General features: G+C 54.7%; 15 protein-coding genes, 2 tRNA genes and 1 pseudogene. 5 read left to right on the forward strand and 13 right to left on the reverse strand.

All coding sequences use genetic code 11. The features are described 5' to 3' along the window. Window positions 1-5: 5 nt before the first annotated feature. From gcvH to RSDT_RS06995, 5 genes are read right to left on the reverse strand one after another with little or no spacing between them, the layout of a single operon-like run. Window positions 6-392 (reverse strand): glycine cleavage system protein GcvH, encoded by a 387-nt coding sequence (gcvH, locus tag RSDT_RS00610; protein ID WP_096399150.1) that lies wholly within the window; start codon window positions 390-392, stop codon window positions 6-8. 30 nt (window positions 393-422) lie between these two features. Further along, window positions 423-1,505 carry a glycine cleavage system aminomethyltransferase GcvT gene (gene gcvT / locus RSDT_RS00615; RefSeq protein ID WP_096399151.1) on the reverse strand — a complete coding sequence of 361 codons (1,083 nt, stop codon included), beginning with the start codon at window positions 1,503-1,505 and terminating at the stop codon, window positions 423-425. A 22-nt stretch (window positions 1,506-1,527) separates the two neighbouring features. Next, a complete protein-coding gene (locus RSDT_RS00620; RefSeq protein WP_096399152.1) occupies window positions 1,528-2,523 on the reverse strand; it encodes a lipoate--protein ligase in 996 nt (331 codons plus the stop codon). Window positions 2,524-2,578: 55 nt separating this feature from the next. After that, window positions 2,579-3,403 (reverse strand): TatD family hydrolase, encoded by an 825-nt coding sequence (locus tag RSDT_RS00625; protein ID WP_096399153.1) that lies wholly within the window; start codon window positions 3,401-3,403, stop codon window positions 2,579-2,581. Beyond that, complete coding sequence (locus RSDT_RS06995) at window positions 3,375-3,572, reverse strand: hypothetical protein (protein ID WP_096399154.1); 198 nt, start codon at window positions 3,570-3,572, stop codon at window positions 3,375-3,377. Before RSDT_RS06995 ends, RSDT_RS00625 begins: the two co-directional genes overlap by 29 nt. On the opposite strand from RSDT_RS06995, the gene RSDT_RS00635 reads away from it, so the two are divergent. Then, window positions 3,571-4,524, forward strand: a complete 954-nt coding sequence (locus RSDT_RS00635; RefSeq protein ID WP_096399155.1) for a UDP-glucuronic acid decarboxylase family protein — start codon at window positions 3,571-3,573, stop codon at window positions 4,522-4,524. The genes RSDT_RS06995 and RSDT_RS00635 overlap by 2 nt on opposite strands. Before the next feature lie 184 nt (window positions 4,525-4,708). Here the strand turns inward: RSDT_RS00635 and RSDT_RS00640 are convergent. The 5 genes from RSDT_RS00640 to RSDT_RS00655 all read right to left on the reverse strand — a co-directional run bounded on the left by RSDT_RS00640 (window position 4,709) and on the right by RSDT_RS00655 (window position 11,056). Then, a tRNA-Pro gene (locus RSDT_RS00640) sits at window positions 4,709-4,786 on the reverse strand. Window positions 4,787-4,961: 175 nt separating this feature from the next. Further along, on the reverse strand, window positions 4,962-6,089 hold the full coding sequence (locus RSDT_RS07095) for a DUF3387 domain-containing protein (RefSeq protein ID WP_197702112.1): 1,128 nt from the start codon (window positions 6,087-6,089) through the stop codon (window positions 4,962-4,964). Beyond that, window positions 6,050-7,372, reverse strand: a complete 1,323-nt coding sequence (locus tag RSDT_RS07100; protein ID WP_197702113.1) for an HsdM family class I SAM-dependent methyltransferase — start codon at window positions 7,370-7,372, stop codon at window positions 6,050-6,052. The genes RSDT_RS07095 and RSDT_RS07100 overlap by 40 nt, the downstream gene beginning before the upstream one ends. Window positions 7,373-7,621: 249 nt before the next feature. Further along, a complete protein-coding gene (gene ilvD / locus RSDT_RS00650; RefSeq protein ID WP_096399156.1) occupies window positions 7,622-9,313 on the reverse strand; it encodes a dihydroxy-acid dehydratase in 1,692 nt (563 codons plus the stop codon). Window positions 9,314-9,349: 36 nt separating this feature from the next. Next, window positions 9,350-11,056, reverse strand: a complete 1,707-nt coding sequence (locus RSDT_RS00655; RefSeq protein WP_096399157.1) for a glutamine--tRNA ligase/YqeY domain fusion protein — start codon at window positions 11,054-11,056, stop codon at window positions 9,350-9,352. 215 nt (window positions 11,057-11,271) lie between these two features. Here RSDT_RS00655 and RSDT_RS00660 point away from each other — a divergent pair. Beyond that, a tRNA-Ser gene (locus tag RSDT_RS00660) sits at window positions 11,272-11,366 on the forward strand. Window positions 11,367-11,921: 555 nt separating this feature from the next. Here the strand turns inward: RSDT_RS00660 and RSDT_RS00665 are convergent. From RSDT_RS00665 to RSDT_RS07775, 3 genes and pseudogenes are all read right to left on the reverse strand, one after another. Continuing rightward, entirely contained in the window at window positions 11,922-13,496 is a 1,575-nt protein-coding gene (locus tag RSDT_RS00665) for a dephospho-CoA kinase (protein WP_096399158.1), read from the reverse strand. Further along, the gene (locus RSDT_RS00670; RefSeq protein WP_231941848.1) at window positions 13,493-14,932 is read right to left on the reverse strand and encodes an NlpC/P60 family N-terminal domain-containing protein; all 1,440 of its coding nucleotides are present in this window, start codon (window positions 14,930-14,932) and stop codon (window positions 13,493-13,495) included. Before RSDT_RS00670 ends, RSDT_RS00665 begins: the two co-directional genes overlap by 4 nt. 119 nt (window positions 14,933-15,051) lie before the next feature. Next, window positions 15,052-15,259: pseudogene (locus RSDT_RS07775) on the reverse strand (integrase core domain-containing protein); the annotation flags it as partial. Between the two features lie 246 nt (window positions 15,260-15,505). On the opposite strand from RSDT_RS07775, the gene RSDT_RS00680 reads away from it, so the two are divergent. Genes RSDT_RS00680 through RSDT_RS00690 form a run of 3 tightly spaced genes read left to right on the forward strand, consistent with a single transcriptional unit; the run spans window position 15,506 to window position 17,203 of the window. Further along, window positions 15,506-15,790: a UxaA family hydrolase gene (locus RSDT_RS00680; protein ID WP_096399160.1), complete on the forward strand. Its 285-nt coding sequence runs from the start codon at window positions 15,506-15,508 to the stop codon at window positions 15,788-15,790. A 3-nt stretch (window positions 15,791-15,793) separates the two neighbouring features. Continuing rightward, on the forward strand, window positions 15,794-16,954 hold the full coding sequence (locus tag RSDT_RS00685; protein WP_096399161.1) for a UxaA family hydrolase: 1,161 nt from the start codon (window positions 15,794-15,796) through the stop codon (window positions 16,952-16,954). 48 nt (window positions 16,955-17,002) lie between these two features. Beyond that, window positions 17,003-17,203 carry a hypothetical protein gene (locus tag RSDT_RS00690; protein ID WP_096399162.1) on the forward strand — a complete coding sequence of 67 codons (201 nt, stop codon included), beginning with the start codon at window positions 17,003-17,005 and terminating at the stop codon, window positions 17,201-17,203. The last annotated feature ends 370 nt before the right edge of the window (window positions 17,204-17,573 follow it).

Consider the following 17,573-nt stretch of genomic DNA (forward strand, 5'->3'; position numbering starts at 1 on the left):
GCCTTTTAGTGTTTTTCCGCGGCGCAAAAGGCCTCGTAGGCCGCTGCGGCCATCAGGTCTTTCGGATTGTCCGCCAGTTTGACGCGCGCCAGCCAGCCATCGCCGAATGGCGCTGTGTTCAGCGTTTCCGGAGCGTTTTCCAGCGCCGTGTTCACGGCGACAACCACGCCGTTGACCGGCGAGATCAGATCGCTCGCAGCCTTGACCGACTCTACGGAACCGAATTCCGTGCCGGCCGTCAGCCTGTCGCCTGCCCGCGGCAGTTCCACATAGGTGATGTCGCCCAGAGATTTCTGCGCGAACCAGGTGATACCGATCACGGCTTCTTCGCCTTCCAGCCGGGCCCATTCATGCGTCCTGCTGTAGAGCAGCTCTGTGGGATTGTTGGACATGCTTACCCTCACAATGTTCAAGCCTGTTGTTTATGACGATTGCCTGCGGGCTGTGCCTTCTGTATAAAAAGGCAGTGTCGCGCGACGGGCATCCAGCCCAGTTCTTGCCGCACGGATCACAAAATGTTCGTTTCCGGCATGTGCCGCGTTCACCCAGGCAAAGGCAATCGCGCAACCGAGCGACGGCGCAAAGGAGCCGCTGGTAACGCGGCCGACCGGCGCGCCGTCCGGCAGTGTCACGGCATCGCTGTTACGCGCGGCGCGCCGGCCTTCCAGACACAGGGGAACAAGCCGCTCGCGTATTGTCATCGCGCCCGCTCTGCCCACATAGTCGGCTTTGCTCGTCAGCATGCGGCCCATATTGGCCTCCGCGGGGCTGTGCCTCTCGTCCAGCTCATGCCCGTAGAGGGGCAGGCCGGCTTCCAGGCGCAGGGTGTCGCGCGCGCCCAGACCAGCCGGTTTGACCCGGCTGTCCCGCAGCAAAACCGTCCAGAGGGCCTCCACATTGTCCGGAGAAAGATAGAGTTCAAAGCCGATCTCGCCTGTATAGCCGGTACGGCTGACCAGCAGCCGCGCGCCGTGAAAATCTGTTTTCCGAAAGGCAAAATAGGGCAGATCGCGAAAATTTTCCCCGAGCGCTCCTTCCAGAACCAGCGCGGACTCCGGCCCCTGCAGATCAATCTTGGCCGTGCCCGCGGAAATATCTGTCAATGCGACTGATTGCGGCAGTCGTTCACGCAGAACGGCGTAATCCCCGGCGGCGCAGGCGGCGTTGACCACCAGCATGAAGAAATCCGGCCCGAAGCGGTAAACAATGCAGTCGTCCAGCACGCCGCCCTCTTTGTTGAGCAGAAAACCGTAACGGCACCTGCCGGGAGCCAGCGTATCCAGATTGTGGCTTACAGCGCAAGCCAAGGCTTCATCCGCGCCTGGCCGCTCAATGCGAAACTCGCCCATGTGGCAGATGTCGAAAAGCCCGGCGTGCCGGCGGGTGTGTTCGTGTTCGATCAAAATGCCCTCGTACTGAATGGGCATGAGCCACCCGGCAAAAGGGGCCATTTTGGCGCCGTGCGTTTCGTGCCATGCGGCGAGGGGAGTACGCAATGCGGACATGCTTGTTCCTGGTTGCAGCAGGTTATAATACGGAACACGCCTGCTCAACAAAGAATTGACGCATGGATTCATGGTCGCAACCGCTGAACCAGGTCTCCCAATCCAGATGGTTCAGCGCGTGTTCCAGTGCGCCGGGATCATGCCGGCGTCCGACGAATATTTTTTCCAAATCCTCAATGGAGGCGGTTGCGAAAAAATCTCCATGGATTTTACATGACTCAATGACGCCGTTGCGCACAGCCAGACGCTGTTCCACGCTGCCCCAGGGAAAACGTTCCCGTTTTTTTCTGGTGTACAGCGGCGAAGCCCCGTAATTCCAGTCCCACTGCCGGTACTTTGTTTCAGCCAGCGCTTCCGCTACGGCGCGGTCTCCAGGGTTCAAGCGCGCTTCACTCCGGGCGCAGCGACGCAGCAGACAGATTTTCAGCTTCTCCATTGTCGTCTCTTGCGCCCAGTATTCCGAAATATTGCCGACCCTTGCCCGGACTGAGGATATCCCTTTCGAACGGATTTTTTCAGAGTCGGCGGTCAGGGCTTCCGTCATGCGTTCAAAATCCACATCCACCAGCAATGTGCCGTGGTGCAGCGCCTTGCCCTGCCGCAGCAGCTGGGCGCTGCCCGAAATTTTGCGGCCTTCCGCTTCCAGGTCGTTGCGGCCGGAAATTTCGGCCGTCACCCCCACATCCGCCAGGGCTTCCTGCACAGGCAGGAGATAGCGCCTGAAGTCAGTCCTTGTCCTGCCGCGTGCGTTTTCCATGAAAGAGAAATTAAGATTTCCCCTGTCGTGATAGACCGCTCCGCCGCCGGTGATCCGTCGCACCACCTGCAGATTTTCACGCTTGACGAAACCGGCGTTCACTTCTTCGGCAGTGCACTGATGGCGACCCACAATGATGGACGGAGCATTCTGCCACAGCAGGAACAGACCTGGATGGCGCGGCAGCAGAGAAATGAACAGATGCTCCTCCAATGCCAGATTGAACGCAGGGTCAAACGAAGGAAGCGTCAAAAATTCCATCACAAAACGACCCCCATGAAACACGGCGTCACTATGCCGCTCTTTTGCGAAGAAGTCAAAACAGGCCGAAAAAACGCCGCGCGTTGTCCCCGCATGTCCGCCACACTTCTTCCGGACTTGCGTCGCGCGCCAAGGCCAGAGCATGCGCCGTGAACACGGTGAAAGCCGGTTCATTGCGGCTGCCGCGCCAGGGCAGGGGCGGGAGGTAAGGGCAGTCGGTCTCCAGCAACAGGCGGTCGGCCGGAATGCGGGCCACGGCCTTGCGCAATTCCTCATTGGCTGTGTATGTCACAGGGCCGGGCAGAGAAATATGCCAGCCGTTGCCGAGAATGTGGTCGGCAAGGGCCGGGCCGCCTGTAAAACAGTGCCAGAGCAGGGGATAGCCCTGAAAACCCCGTGATTCCAATATGCACAGCGTCTCATCCTCGGCTTCGCGGCAGTGGAGCGCCACAGGCATGCCGAGTTCGCGGGCCATTGCAAGCTGGCTGACAAATGCTTTGATCTGCAGCTCCTTCGGGCAGTTCTTCCAGTGATAGTCCAGGCCGATCTCGCCCACCGCGCGTAAACGCGGCGCCGCTGCAAAGGCCGCGCGCATCTCCGCGAGGCTTTGCCGCGTGCATCTCATGCCGTCGCACGGGTGTATGCCCAGCAGAAAAAACACTTCGGGATGCCCGTCAAACATACTTTTCCGGACGGCGAAATCCTCGGGCCCGAGAAAGACATTGCCTATCCGGTCAAGACCCGCCGCCTTCGCGCGGCGCAAGACATCTTCCCGATCCGCGTCAAATTCTATACCGTCAAGATGGGCGTGGCTGTCTGCGCCACCGGACGGCAGCGCCAGCGTCAGGGGATCAATGCGGCGCGTCTTTTTGTGGCTCATGGATTTGTTCTGTCGTCATAATCAGCCGGCGATTTGCGGCACCAAGCGCGTCATCATAGACAACACGCGGGCGCGGGTCAACGGCGTTGCCGGCATTGCCCGTTGGTGCTATGCTGCCTCCTGACGCCTTGATGAAAACAGCGATGAAACATTTTTCCGGAGGCAACATGCATCTGCGCAAACGCGTTCTGGTCACCGGCGGTTCCGGCTTTCTGGGTTCACACCTGTGCGGGCGCCTGCTCAATCAGGGCCATGAAGTGCTCTGCGCGGACAATTTTTTTTCCAGCGCCCGCGCCAATGTTGAACATCTCATGGACAACAGGCGTTTTGAACTGATCCGTCATGACGTCACTTTTCCGCTTTATGTGGAGGTGGACGAAATATACAATCTGGCCTGCCCGGCGTCGCCCGTGCACTACCAGCACGACCCCGTGCAGACCATCAAAATCTGCGTTCACGGCGCCATCAACATGCTCGGGCTGGCAAAACGTCTCACGGCACGCATTTATCAGGCCTCTACAAGCGAAGTCTACGGCGACCCGGAAGTACACCCGCAGACGGAAGACTATTGGGGCCGTGTCAACCCGAATGGAATTCGCTCCTGTTACGACGAAGGCAAACGTTGCGCGGAGGCGCTTTTTTTCGCCTATTGGCGGCAAAGTGCGTTGCCCGTCAAGGTGGGCCGTATTTTTAACACCTACGGCCCGAGAATGCACCCCAACGACGGGCGCGTCGTCTCCAACTTCATTATGCAGGCACTGAAAAACGCCCCTGTCACCATCTACGGCAACGGCAGCCAGACACGCTCTTTTTGCTATGTGGACGATCTTGTGGAGTGCATGCTGCGTTTTATGGACTCTCCAGATGATTTTGTCGGCCCCATGAATATGGGCAACCCCGTCGAATTTTCCGTCATGGAGCTGGCGGAAAAGGTGATAGACATAACCGGCAGCCGCTCGCCAATTGTTTGCGAGCCGCTGCCGCGCGACGATCCGAAGCAACGCCGGCCGGACATCGCCCTTGCGCGTGAAAAACTGGGATGGGAGCCTGCTGTGCCGCTTGCAGAAGGCCTGAAAAAAACTGTCGCCTATTTTGAAAAGATGCTGCACTCAGGCATGTGAGGGGGATGTCCATGCCGGTCGGCTTCGACGCGCAGCCGTTGCCTGATGAACGGGGCATCCAGGCACTCTTGTCGCTCCGGCCTTGGTGCCAATGTCACGCGTACCAATCCTTTCGTATGAACCGTATGAACAAAACTGTGCACAAAAAAAGGGGCATGCGACTGTCGTCAATCCCCTGAGATTTTGGTCGGGATGGCGCGATTCGAACGCGCGGCCTCAGCGTCCCGAACGCTGCACTCTAGCCAAACTGAGCCACATCCCGAATAGTATAAGTTATACTGAACAAGTATAGGCTGCAAGACATTTTTTATTCTCATTTTTTCAAAAAATTCAATATGGAAATTTTTCTTTAATCAGACAGGAAGATATAGAATCTTATCTGGGGTATTATAGATTTTTCTGAATCAATTGATATAAAAGAGCGTTATCTACTTACATTAGCAGGTATTTTTGTTAAATCTCAGATGCCCCATCAATCCACATTTCACATTGACCGAGCCTTCCGGCGGGTACTTATATTTTCTGAGCAATCGTTTCACTATGCGCCGCATATCAGCGCGGGCGGATTCTTTTCTTTGCCAGTCAATAGTCCTGCTTTTTTGCAGCAGTTCTGTCAGTTCCTTCGTCAAGGCGACAAGGTGTTCATTCTGGTTTTGATAATAGTCTTTGATCGCTTGCGGTTTTGTCAGGGCATCATAGAAAGCCGATTCTTCCGGCGAAAGCCCCATTGCTTCGCCTTCAGCGTTCGCGGCGGCCATGTCCTTCGCCATTTTGATCAGTTCAGCAATAACTTCCTCATTGGTGAGCATCCCGTTGAGGTAGGCCTTCATAGCGCGGGAAAGCATTTCAGAAAATTTTTCCGATTTGACAAGATTTGTGCGCCGGTAGAGCGACACCTGTTCCGCAATCAGTTTTTTCAAAAGTTCAACGGCAAGATTGCGCTCTTTAATCTTAGATATTTCTTCCAGAAACTTGGGGTCAAAGAGGGAAAAGCCGGTTCCCACATCAGCAAAAAGGTTGATTACCCCTTCGCTCTGAATGCTCTGCTTAAGCAATTCATTGATAGCCGCATTGATCTCTTTCAAAGAAAGCGGCTTGCCCGGGCCGGTGATACGGGTCAGTAATGTTCTGACTGCTTCAAAGTACGCGGCCTCCATGCGTTGCTCAACATTTGCCAGACTGCGGCAAAGAGAAAGTGCCTGCCGCAGCAGCATAGCCTCCTTGATAAATGCCTGCTTCTTTTGCTCCTTGTCTGGGGAAGATAAAAAGTTCAACCCGCCGCTGATTGCTTTTGCCCGCTGGAAATCTGTACCGTTTGCGAATATGGAATAATCATAGCCGTGCATCAGTCCACGGCAGACTTCCAATTTTTCAATAAATTTCGGCAATGCGGTTTTTCCGATGTCAGGATCGCCAAAATTCTTTTTGTCCCGGTTGGTATAATCGTTCATTGCCTGTTTGAGAGCGCCCGCAATGCCGACATAATCCACGACCAGACCGCCTTCCTTATCCCTGTAAACGCGGTTCACGCGGGCGATGGCCTGCATGAGATTGTGCCCGGACATGGGCTTGTGACATACATTGTCGCCAGGGAGGGTACGTCAAAGCCGGTCAGCCACATATCCACGACAATGGCTATTTTCAGCGGATCGTCATTATCCTTGAATTTTTTCGCCATCGCGTCACGATGCCGCCTGTTGCCGATAATAGGACGCCATTCTTCGGGATCGTCATTGCCGGAGGTCATCACTACTCCGACTTTCTCAGTCCATGCCGGGCGCAGTTCCAGAAGTTTGTGATAAATTTTCACGGCGACAGGGCGAGAATAGGCGACAATCAGGGCTTTATCGGTCAATTCATGCTGACGCCCGTTTTCATAGTGCGCCACAATGTCTTCGCACAGTGCGCCTATCGTCTGCGGAGCGCCGAGGATGCTTTCCATCTGCCCGAGTTCTTTCTTGCTCTTTTCTATGGCATACGGCTCCGCATTCTGGGCCATGACATCATATTCGGCGTCAATCAGCTTCAGAATTTCGGCATCAAGTTTCAGATGGATAACGCGGCTTTCGTAATAGACCGGGCGGGTTGCGCCGTCTTCCACCGCCTGCGTCATGTCGTAAACGTCAATATAGTCGCCGAACACTTCAATGGTGCTGCGGTCTTTGGAGGAAATCGGAGTACCGGTAAAACCTATGTATGTGGCATTGGGCAGGCTGTCCCGGATAATGCGGGCTGTGCCGATGGTGACGCGCCCGGTATCGGCGTTAATGTTGCCCTGATGGTTTTCAACAAATTTTGCGGACTGCACGAACATGCCGCCGCTGCCGCAGCATGGGTCATAAACTCTGCCGTTGTACGGCTTCAACACCTCAACCAGAGTACGCACCACGCAGGCAGGCGTATAAAATTCTCCGGCCCGCTTGCCCTCTTGTTCAGCAAAGCGGGCAAGGCAATATTCGTAGGCGCGCCCCAGAATATCTTTACTGTCTCCATGTTCCGCCATCTGAATATTGGTGAACAGATCAACCACATCACCAAGACGCCGTTTGTCCAGTTCCGGGCGGGCGAAGTTTTTGGGGAGGATGTCTTTGAGCCGCTGATTTTCTTTTTCTATGGCCCGCGCATCGTCAATGACCGTGCCTATTTCTGGAGAATGTGCCTTTCCGGCGATAATATTCCATCGGCCGGAGGGAGGAACGAAAAAAATCCGTTCTGCAATGTATTTCAGAAAGATCAGGCCAAGAACAACCTGCTTGTATTCCGCCGCATCAAGATTGCCGCGCAGGATACAGGCGGCATCCCATATCTGTTTTTCAAAACCGATCTCGGCTGTGTTCTGTTCCGCCATCGTATTATATTACCTCATCCCCGTGTATTGTTACTGAACAATTCTTATCCAGAAATACCCAATGACATCCTTTTCATGTAAGGGTAATACAAAGGTAAAATTTTTTAGATCATGCCCAGCTGAGAGGATTTTCCCTGAGCATTTTTAGTACCATTTTGTATAAGTTCTCAACACGTTTTTTTGTCAGAACCAACAGTTTTCAGGGCAAGTCCGTGCTCGTGGACAAAGAACGCGGGGAGCGCGGCTGTCTTACTGCGCAGCGTTCACACTGTAACACGCGCCTGTCGCCGCTGAACTGACCTGACGGGCGTAACGCCGGAGCACTGGGTAGGGACATTCTTTTTGCGGAACGGCAAGGCCAGCCCTGCGCCGCTCAAGTTCGGCTTCATTCACAAGCAGATCAAGTTTGCGGCACGGTATGTCAATATGTATCATATCCCCCTCCCGCACAAGGGCAATCACGCCGCCCGCCGCCGCTTCCGGAGAGATATGGCCTATAGCCGCGCCGTTGGTGCCGCCGGAAAAACGCCCGTCTGTGAGCAGCGCCACATCTTTGCCGAGCCCCATGCCGGTAATGGCCGCTGTGGGCGAAAGCATTTCACGCATGCCAGGTCCGCCGCGCGGCCCTTCGTAGCGTATCACCACTCCGTCTCCCGGCTGAATCTTGCCGTCCAGTATGGCGGTCATGGCGTCCTGCTCGGAATCAAAAACCCTCGCGCGCACATCGCGGCGCATCATTTCCTGCGTCACGGCCGACTGTTTGACCACAGCCCCGTCAGGCGCAAGAGAGCCCCGTAAAATGGCTATGCCTCCCTGCCTTGAATACGCCTGATCAACAGGCCGGATAACTTCCGGATCCAGAATGCGGGCGTTCAGAACCTTCAAATTTTCACCCACAGTCGCGCCGGTGACTGTCAGGCAGTCTTTATGTATCAGGCCGAGCTTGTCGAGTTCACTTATAACAGCCGGGATACCTCCGGCATTGTCCAGATCCACCATAAAATGCTTGCCCGCAGGGGAAAGTTTGCAGAGATTAGGGCTGTTGCGGCTTATTTCATCAAAGATTTCCAGAGAAATGTTCAGTCCCGCCTCGCCGAAAATTGCCGGCAGATGCAGCACCGTGTTGGTGGAACAGCCCAGCGCCATATCCACAGCGACGGCGTTGGCAACGGCTTTGTTCGTCACGATGTCACGGGGGCGGATATTGCGTTCAAGCAGATGCATCACCTTTATCCCTGCTGTTTTTGCCAGACGCACGCGCGCCGCGCTCACCGCGGGAACAACGCCGTTGCCGGGCAGGGCCACGCCGATTGTTTCGGCGAGGCAATTCATGGAATTGGCCGTAAACATTCCCGCGCAAGCGCCGCACCCCGGGCAGGCTCTCTCTGCCAAGTGTTCCAGTTCTTCCTCACTCATGCTGCCGACACGCACACGGCCCACCGCTTCAAAAACGGTGATCAGATCACCCTGAGTGTGCGGGTTCAGTCTGCCGGGCAGCATGGGGCCGCCTGAAATCAAAATAGACGGCATATTGAGGCGCAGCATGGCCATGAGCATGCCGGGGACGCATTTATCGCAATTTGGAATAAAAACAAGCGCATCAAAGGCGTGCGCACGCGCCATGATTTCAATGGAGTCAGTGATATATTCCCGCGACGGCAGTGAAAAGCGCATGCCTTCGTGATTCATGGCAAGGCCGTCGCAGACGGCAATGGCCGGAAATTCCAGCGGAGTGCCGCCGGACATGCGCACGCCTGCCTTGACGGCTGACGCCAGCGCGTCGAGATGCATATGGCCGGGAACCACTTCACTCGCGGCGTTGACCACGCCCACAAGGGGACGGTTTATTTCTGCCCTGGTCAGGCCCAGCGCGTACAACAAGGAACGGTGCGGGGCTTTTTCCAGACCATCTTTCATCTTCCGGCTGCGTTCGTCATTCATATTCTGTTCCTTTACGGCGATAGCGGCGCATGCGGGTTATCCTTCCCTTTTCTCCAGCTTGGCCCAAGAGTCACGCAGTGTGACCGTGCGATTAAAAACCGGCATTTCGGCGGTGCTTTCCCTGTCTTTGCAGAAATAGCCCAGACGTTCAAACTGGACACGGTCCCCCACGCACGCGTCGGCCAGTGCCGGTTCCATCCATCCTCGCGTGCAGCGCAGCGAATCAGGAGTGACATTGTCCAGAAACGTTCCTTCCTCAGGCGCCTCGCCCGGATTCGCAACCGCAAATAACTGCTCATACAGACGCATGGTCGCAGGCAGGGCGTGCGCCGCCGAAACCCAGTGGATGGTGCCTTTGACTCGTCGGCCGTCCGGACTGCGGCCTCCTCTGCTTTGCGGGTCGTACATGCAACGCAGTTCCCTTACTTTGCCAGTCTCATCCAGCACGGCTTCCCTGCAAGTGATCAGGTAGGCGTAACGCAGGCGCACTTCGGCGTCTGGCGCGAGCCTGTGGTATTTTCTGGGCGGATTTGCGCGGAAGTCGTCCCGTTCAATATACAGTTCACGCGAAAACGGCACGTTGCGGGAGCCGAAAGCAGCGTCTTCCGGGTGATAGGGCATTTCAAAAGTCTCCACTTGGCCTTTCGGATAATTTTCAATGATCACCTTGACTGGGTCAAGCACAGCCATGACGCGCGGGGCATGGTCGTTCAGATATTCGCGTATGCAGAATTCCAGCATGGCGACTTCAACTGTGGAATTTACGCGGGCAAGGCCGACGCGCGCGCAAAATTCGCGCAGCGCTTCCGGCGGCACGCCGCGCCTGCGTAGACCGCTCAGGGTGGGCATACGCGGGTCGTCCCAGCCGCTGACGCACCCGCTCTCCACAAGCTGAATTAGCCTGCGTTTGGAGAGCACGGTACAGGTCAGATTCAGGCGGGCAAACTCTATCTGCTGCGGGTGATACACGTTCAGTGCGTCCAGCACCCAGTCGTACAATTCTCGATTATTTGCGAACTCCAGCGTGCAGAGCGAATGTGTGATGCCTTCCAGCGAATCGGACAGACAGTGTGTATAATCGTAGAGCGGGTATATGCACCATGTTTTGCCGGTGCGGTGGTGTTCCGCATGGCGGATGCGATAGAGTGTGGGATCGCGCATCGCCGGATTGGATGAAGCCATGTCAATTTTGGCTCGCAGCACCCGCGCTCCGTCCGAAAATTCTCCGGCGCGCATTCGTCGAAAAAGATCCAGATTCTCTTCCATGCTCCGGCTGCGCCACGGGCTTTCACGGCCTGGCTCCGTCAATGTGCCGCGGTATTCGCGTATTTCATCAGCGGACAGATCGTCCACATAGGCCTTGCCCATGCGGATCAGTTGCTCGGCATATGCGTACAACTGCTCGAAATAGTCGGAAGCGTAAAATTCCCGTTCCTGCCAGTCCCCGCCGAGCCAGCGCACATCCTCACGGATGGAGTCAACATACTCGGTTTCTTCCTTTGCGGGGTTGGTGTCGTCAAAACGCAAATTGCACTTGCCGCCGAACTCGCCGGCCACGCCGAAATTGAGACAGATGGACTTTGCGTGTCCCAGATGCAGACAGCCGTTCGGCTCCGGCGGAAAACGCGTGTGCACACGGCCGCCGAAACGGCCCGAGGCGTTGTCGTCCTGAATTCTCGCGCGGATAAAATCCACACCGGGCCTGCCCGGCGTCCCGTTCTTGTCGTTGCCGTTTTTTGACATGCTGCGCTCCGCTGTTTTTTCCCGGTACTGCCAGCGGCAAAATACGCCAAGCGGCCATACGGGTCAATCATGCCGGTATACCCTTTCTCTGTTCGCGTTATGAGCGCGACAGCCATGCAGCGTGCAACGCGCGTCGCCCTTGACAAGGCCTGCAAATTTACGCTAACAACGCTTGTAATGTGACCATGCATGTCTTGTATGCGTTGCAGCAGCACGGAGAGGTGTCCGAGTCGGCTGAAGGAGCTCGCCTGCTAAGCGAGTATACGGGCTTAAACCTGTATCCAGGGTTCAAATCCCTGCCTCTCCGCCAATTTTAAGTCCAGATAAACACAGAAAGGCCGGAACTCCTAAAAAACATAAGGATTCCGGAATGTTCTGTGATGGCGTTTATCAAAACACGATACCAGCAAAAACGATATGCTTTGCGGCTCAAGGCTTTCCGGTCGTGTTGGTATTTGAAACGGCAAGCTGTCTGATATTCGTGAAAGAAGCGTATTAAGTGGAAAAAGCGAAAATGGCGAATTTAGCGGGCAAAATAGTCACAGCGCAAATTTTTCCTGGCATTTCCCTCTGAGAGCGGCCTTATACGCTTCAACCTGAGCGTTTGCCGCTATGTGGAGGATGCCTTGCCCGGCAGCCCAGTTCCTCCAATCCGGTTTCAACCTTACATCTGAACCAGCTTTCATCCTGTCGGTTTCTTGCGTCTTGTCGCACATATTCAGCCATAAACCCCTTCAACAATTCATCTCCATCACACACAATGGGCAAATGCGGTTCGCAATCCAGCATCTACGGACAATCATAGATATTCCTCTTTTCCAGGAGTACCTCTCTTTTTGCAGAATATAAAACAACAGGGTGCCCATCAGCGGCAAGCATCTTCCAGCAGACGCCGTTGCTGCTGCTCCATTGCCATGCGACGCCGCTCAATATCTTGCAAAGTTTTCTCTGCGGACAGCGCCAGTTCTCCCAGCGAACCACTGTTGTCCACCATCATGTCACAGACGGCCTCTTTGCAGGCTTCAGGCCATTGCCAGGATTCCAGCGCCGCCGCCTTGTCTTCACTCCATCCGCGTTCTGTCATGGTGCGATGCATACGTTGTGCCGTCGGGCAGTGCACACCTATTGTCAGCGGCGCAGGACGGAAGGCGCCTTGCCAGCCGCATTCAAAATAGAGAGGCACTTCCGCCACTGCCGCAAAAAAACCTGCATTTTCCTGCTTTTTCCAGAATGCATCAAGGGCAACGCGTACCAGGCCGTGCACCATCTGCTCAATGTCGTGACGTAGCACTGTGTCCGCGCGCATGGCGGCGAACAGCGCCGTCTTGTCCACAGCGCCGGCCGCTGTCAACTGCAGGTTGCCGCATCGCTGCCCCACCCACTCGGCAACTTCGCCTCCAGACGCGTATAAATCCGCCACAATGGCGTCGGCGCTGATCACGGGAAGCCCCGTATTTGCCAGATACCGAACAAATGTGGATTTGCCGCTGCCGGGATTGCCGACAACCACTATACGCTGTATACGGCGGCAGGCGGCAAGGGCGATCTGTATCATGTCCTCCGGCAACGGGCAGACAAAACGCATTTTTTTGTCTGTCTGCGGGTGTGTGAAGGACAGACGCCAGGCGTGCAGCATCTGGCGCGACGCGCGCGCCCGTATATTTTTGGGCGCATACAATGCGTCACCCAGCAAAGGATGCCCCAGATGGGACAGATGTACGCGAATTTGGTGTGTGCGGCCTGTGTGAATGCACACTGTCAGCAGGGAGACGCTTTGATCAGGAGCGCTCCAGAGTCGTTTCCAGGTTGTTTGTGCAGGTTTGCCGCCATGCGCCTGTGGAAGCACCGACATCTTGATCCTGATTGTCGGGTGCCGTCCCAGCGGCTCCAGACACTGCCCTTCGGACGACGGCATGCCGCTTACAATGGCCAGATATTCCTTGTAGACCTTGCGTCGGGCAAAAGCATCACTCAGGGCAAGACGCGTGGGTTCGTCAAGAGCAGCCAGCAAAAGACCGCTTGTGTCTTTGTCCAGCCGATGCACAATGCCCGGGCGTGATCCCCCAAGTCGGGTAAGTTGCGGGAAATGCCCAAGCAGGCGTTGCACCAGCGTGTTGTCCGGACAGGATGGGCAGGGATGCACAGTCAGGCCTGCAGGTTTGTTGCAGACAAGCAGATACTCATCTTGCCAGAGTATTTCTACCCGGCGCTTTTCAGCAGTCAGTATCTTGTGCGCCGCAGGGAGGCGTAACGACACGCGCTGACCGAATCGTGTCCGGGCAGCGGGGCGTGTCATGACAAGGCCATCGATAAGGCACAATCCGGCAAGCACGGCTTTTTGCAGTGCCGCCCGTGACAGTTCAGGCACGGCGTCCCGCAAAACACGATCCAGCCGCTGCCCAACCGTTTTCTCGGTGATCAAAAGCTCAATGTCGTTCAAAAACGTGCGTCCGCAGGCGTAGACAAGGTACGGAGACGATCGCCGAAGGTCGTCGTCCGGTACAAATTTTTCAGTTCCATCCCGGGCGTGACAGATGTCACAACAGCCCGCCCGATGACAAGACGGCTGTTGTCGTTTTTGCCGTCAACAACGCGCACGCCCCATATATTGTGAAAAATGGCGGGACGTCCTTTATATTCCCCGACATAGAGAGCAACGTGACCACGCAGACCAACCAGGCTTAAAAAAGGCACGCCATGTGCCAGAACAGCTGCTTCTTTTTCCGGAAGGCTCAGTTCTTTCAGTGAGATGACAAGACCTGTGCGCGCCTGTGCACCGGAATTGCGCGGCAGCCAGATGCCGAACGGTGTAAAAATTTCACGGGTCAGGGCAGAACAGTCCCTGGCTCCGAACATGCCGCCCCAGCCGTAGCGCTGGCCCATCATGACATTGCCCACATTAGCCGCATTGCCGGCAGTCAACGGCAACGGCTTCACCACGGCTTCGCCGCGAACGAGGGATACTTCGCTTATCCGCGCCGCGCCCTCTGATCCTTTGACGGGAAACAACACGCGCAAACCGCCGCCGGCATTTTTTCCGGACAAAGGCAGTACCGTGCCGATGTTGGCCAGAGAACCGGGCAAACGCACATTGTCCCGCACCAAAGCCGTATAAGCGCCATTGCGGTAGAGCAGTTTAAAGCGGTCGTCCACAAACGCCACGTCATCCGCATCCACCCAGCCGCCCGCAACCGGGCATTCCACGAAATGCCAACGTCCGTCGAGCGTCGTGTGCGTGATGAGAAGCGGCGTTCCCGGCGGCAGTTCCGAATACTGGAAATGGTCAAACGGATCTGTTCCGGGATCAAACGTTGCTTTTGAAAAACGAGGCTCATGTGTGGGCATTTCACGCAAGTCTGTTTTTCGCAGTGTGATTGCATGTTCCCGACGCGACGGAAAATTCCGCAAATGTGCATTACGCTTGAGGCTGTCCCATTCTGCCTGCAGCCACGGAACGCCGGCTTGCCTGTATCCACGAGCCGTGCGGAATATGACGGCCACGTCGTTCCTGTGCATGGAAGCGTTTCGCATGTCCCAGGCGCTGAAAAATATCTGGTTGAAGCGTGCGTCCAGATCTGCCTGTACTGCCCGGCTGATCAACTCCTTATCAAAACCTGCAATGGCAGCGTAGACATTTAAATCCTGTGGAAAACGGCGTATGTCGTCCACTGTCCCCATCCATGCAGTCAATGCCGGCGCAGAAACTGGAGTCTTTAGTCTGCCTCCGCAGGACACGAGCATGAACAGGCAAAACAGCATCAAGCCGGCGTGTGAAACGCGGCGTGAAGCCGGCCGTACCTGGTTCCACTCCATGGCGGTCAAAGAATCAATATGCGTATCCGGCAATGCGTTCTTTACCTGAAATTTTTTTGGCATATTTATGATATCCTAAATGTGTACTTATAGATGCATATATTATTGCTGTCCGGTCAAGGGGTAAAAGTCCGAAATCTGGTAATCCTCTCTAAGGGTATTCAGAAGTAGAGCCTATGCCGCTAGGTTTCTTTGCTGGCAGGAGAAAGACCGCCGTTCGACTGTTTGGGTCGTTCGTTGTTATACATCCAAAGCCGGCGTGCAGCAAAATCCTGCACTTCCTCAAAAGTTTCAAAGAGATACTGATTGAGCCGGTCATAGCGCACTGTCCGGTTGCAGCGTTCAATATACCCGTTCTGCTGGGCTGTGACCGGTTTGGATATAGCGGATTCCTACCTCCCTCTTTATAACACAATCCTGCAAATATGACCGCGTAATACGTACTGCGGGGAGCGAAAAGTCAATCTTCATGCTTAAGCTCAATAGACATTCAGCAGGCGAATACTTCGCCCCTCTCAGCCAGGCATGGCCTTAATTTCATTCTTGCTCTGGAACAGCCTTTGCACTATTGTTGAGCTGTCAGGATGTGTGTGGCGTTTTGTAATGACAAGCTCTGAATATGGAGAAGGAGAGAGTATGTCCATTGATTTCGTTGTGCATGAAGAAGCCGATGGGGTCGGAGTTGTGGTGGTGGAAGGCATCAAGGCGGGACAGGATTGCACAGGCTGGATTATGCAGGAGGACAGAACTGTTGCCTGCAAGGTGCTTGATGATATTCCTATCGGGCACAAGGTGGCTCTGAGAGATTTTGTCGTCGGAGATACTGTGATCAAGTACAACACGGATATCGGCAGGGCTGTGGCATCCATTAAAAAGGGCGGGCATCTGCATGTGCACAATGTAAAAACAAAGAGGTGGTAGGAGATGCAAACAACATTTTATGGCTATCGCCGCGACAATGGTCGGGTCGGCATTCGCAATCATGTCGTCATCCTGCCGCTTGACGATCTTTCCAACGCCGCCTGCGAGGCTGTGGCCAACAACATCAAGGGTACGATGGCTCTGCCGCACGCCTATGGCCGTCTGCAGTTCGGCGAAGATCTTGATCTGCATTTCCGCACAGTTATCGGCACAGGCTGCAACCCCAATGTGGCCGCTGTTGTGGTTATCGGCATTGAGCCGGTCTGGACGCAGCGCATTGTGGACGGCATTGCCGAAACCGGCAAGCCGGTCGCCGGATTCGGGATTGAAAAACACGGCGATCTGGAAACAATTATGCTTGCGTCCAAAAAAGTCAAAGAATTTGTTCACTATGCCACAGAGCTGCAGCGTGTGAAATGCAAGGTCAACGAACTGTGGGTCTCGTGCAAATGCGGTGAATCAGACACAACTTCCGGCATCGCCTCCAACCCCACTGTGGGCAACGCATTTGACAAATTGTGGGAAGCCGGCGCGACAACGATATTTGGCGAAACCACAGAGATCACCGGGGGCGAGCACCTTGTCATGGACAGGTGCGTCAATAAGGAAGTGCGGGCCAAGTTCAAGTTTTTCTTTGACCGTTATGCCAAGGTTGTGGATGAGCATAAAGTTGATGATCTTTGTGACTCTCAGCCGACCAAGGGCAATATTGAGGGCGGCCTGACAACCATTGAGGAAAAAGCGCTGGGCAATGTTCAGAAAATAGGCCGCAAAGCGCCGGTCATCGGTTGCCTTGACAAGGCTGAAGCCCCAACCGGGCCAGGGTTGTGGTTCATGGATTCTTCTTCCGCCGCAGCGGAAATGGTGACGCTTGTTGCGGCAGCTGGCTTTGTTGTCCATTTCTTCCCGACAGGTCAGGGCAACATTATCGGCAATCCCATTCTGCCGGTGATCAAGCTTTCAGCCAACCCGCGCACTGTCCGCACAATGAACGAACATATTGACGTGGATGTTTCAGGCATTCTGCGCCGCGAGCTCAATCTTGATCAGGCCGGCGACAAACTGCTTGAAATGATGTTCCGCACCTGCAACGGGCGGAATACTTCGGCTGAAACACTGGGACACAGGGAATTCATCATGACGAAATTGTATGAAAGCGCCTAGCGAAGCAAGCGGCGCAAGCGCACAAAGCGTCGCCTGCCTGGAAAGCAGATGACGGCGCTTTGTGCGCTTGCGGGGAGTTGCGGTGCCGCAGCGGTTGACTTTGACGGCAACACTGGAAATCTTCAATTAGTTAGATTGGGTGATGCTACTTCCCATAGAAATAAATATAATATAAAAAGGAGACTATATGAAATTTATCTTATTTTTGATTTTCGTCTTGATATTATTTGGGGCGTCGCCAATATGTAGTCATGCGGTAGTAAATATTTGTGGTCAACAAAACAACTCGGTAAAGGTCTACGTTGACGGTAAAGTCATTGATGCCGCAAATATCCAATGCAACCCTAAAGGAAGTAAAAAGGGTTCTGAAGGGTGGGTGATTTACAGTACTGATGGGGCCGGATATCATTTCCCTCTCACCACAAGGATATTTGACAAAAGTACACGGAGTGAGATGAGATGTACACATTATTCTCATAATTAAAAGGAAGACATATGAAAACTGTGGTATTTTTGATGATAGCTTTTGTGATGTTTTTGTCAATATCTGTTTGTAGTTATGCGGCAAGAGAAGATTACATGTGTAAAACATGTAAAATTCTTCATGTTGAAGACAATG

This window comes from Candidatus Desulfovibrio trichonymphae (assembly GCF_002355955.1).
In the GTDB taxonomy this organism is placed as follows: domain Bacteria; phylum Desulfobacterota; class Desulfovibrionia; order Desulfovibrionales; family Desulfovibrionaceae; genus Desulfovibrio; species Desulfovibrio trichonymphae.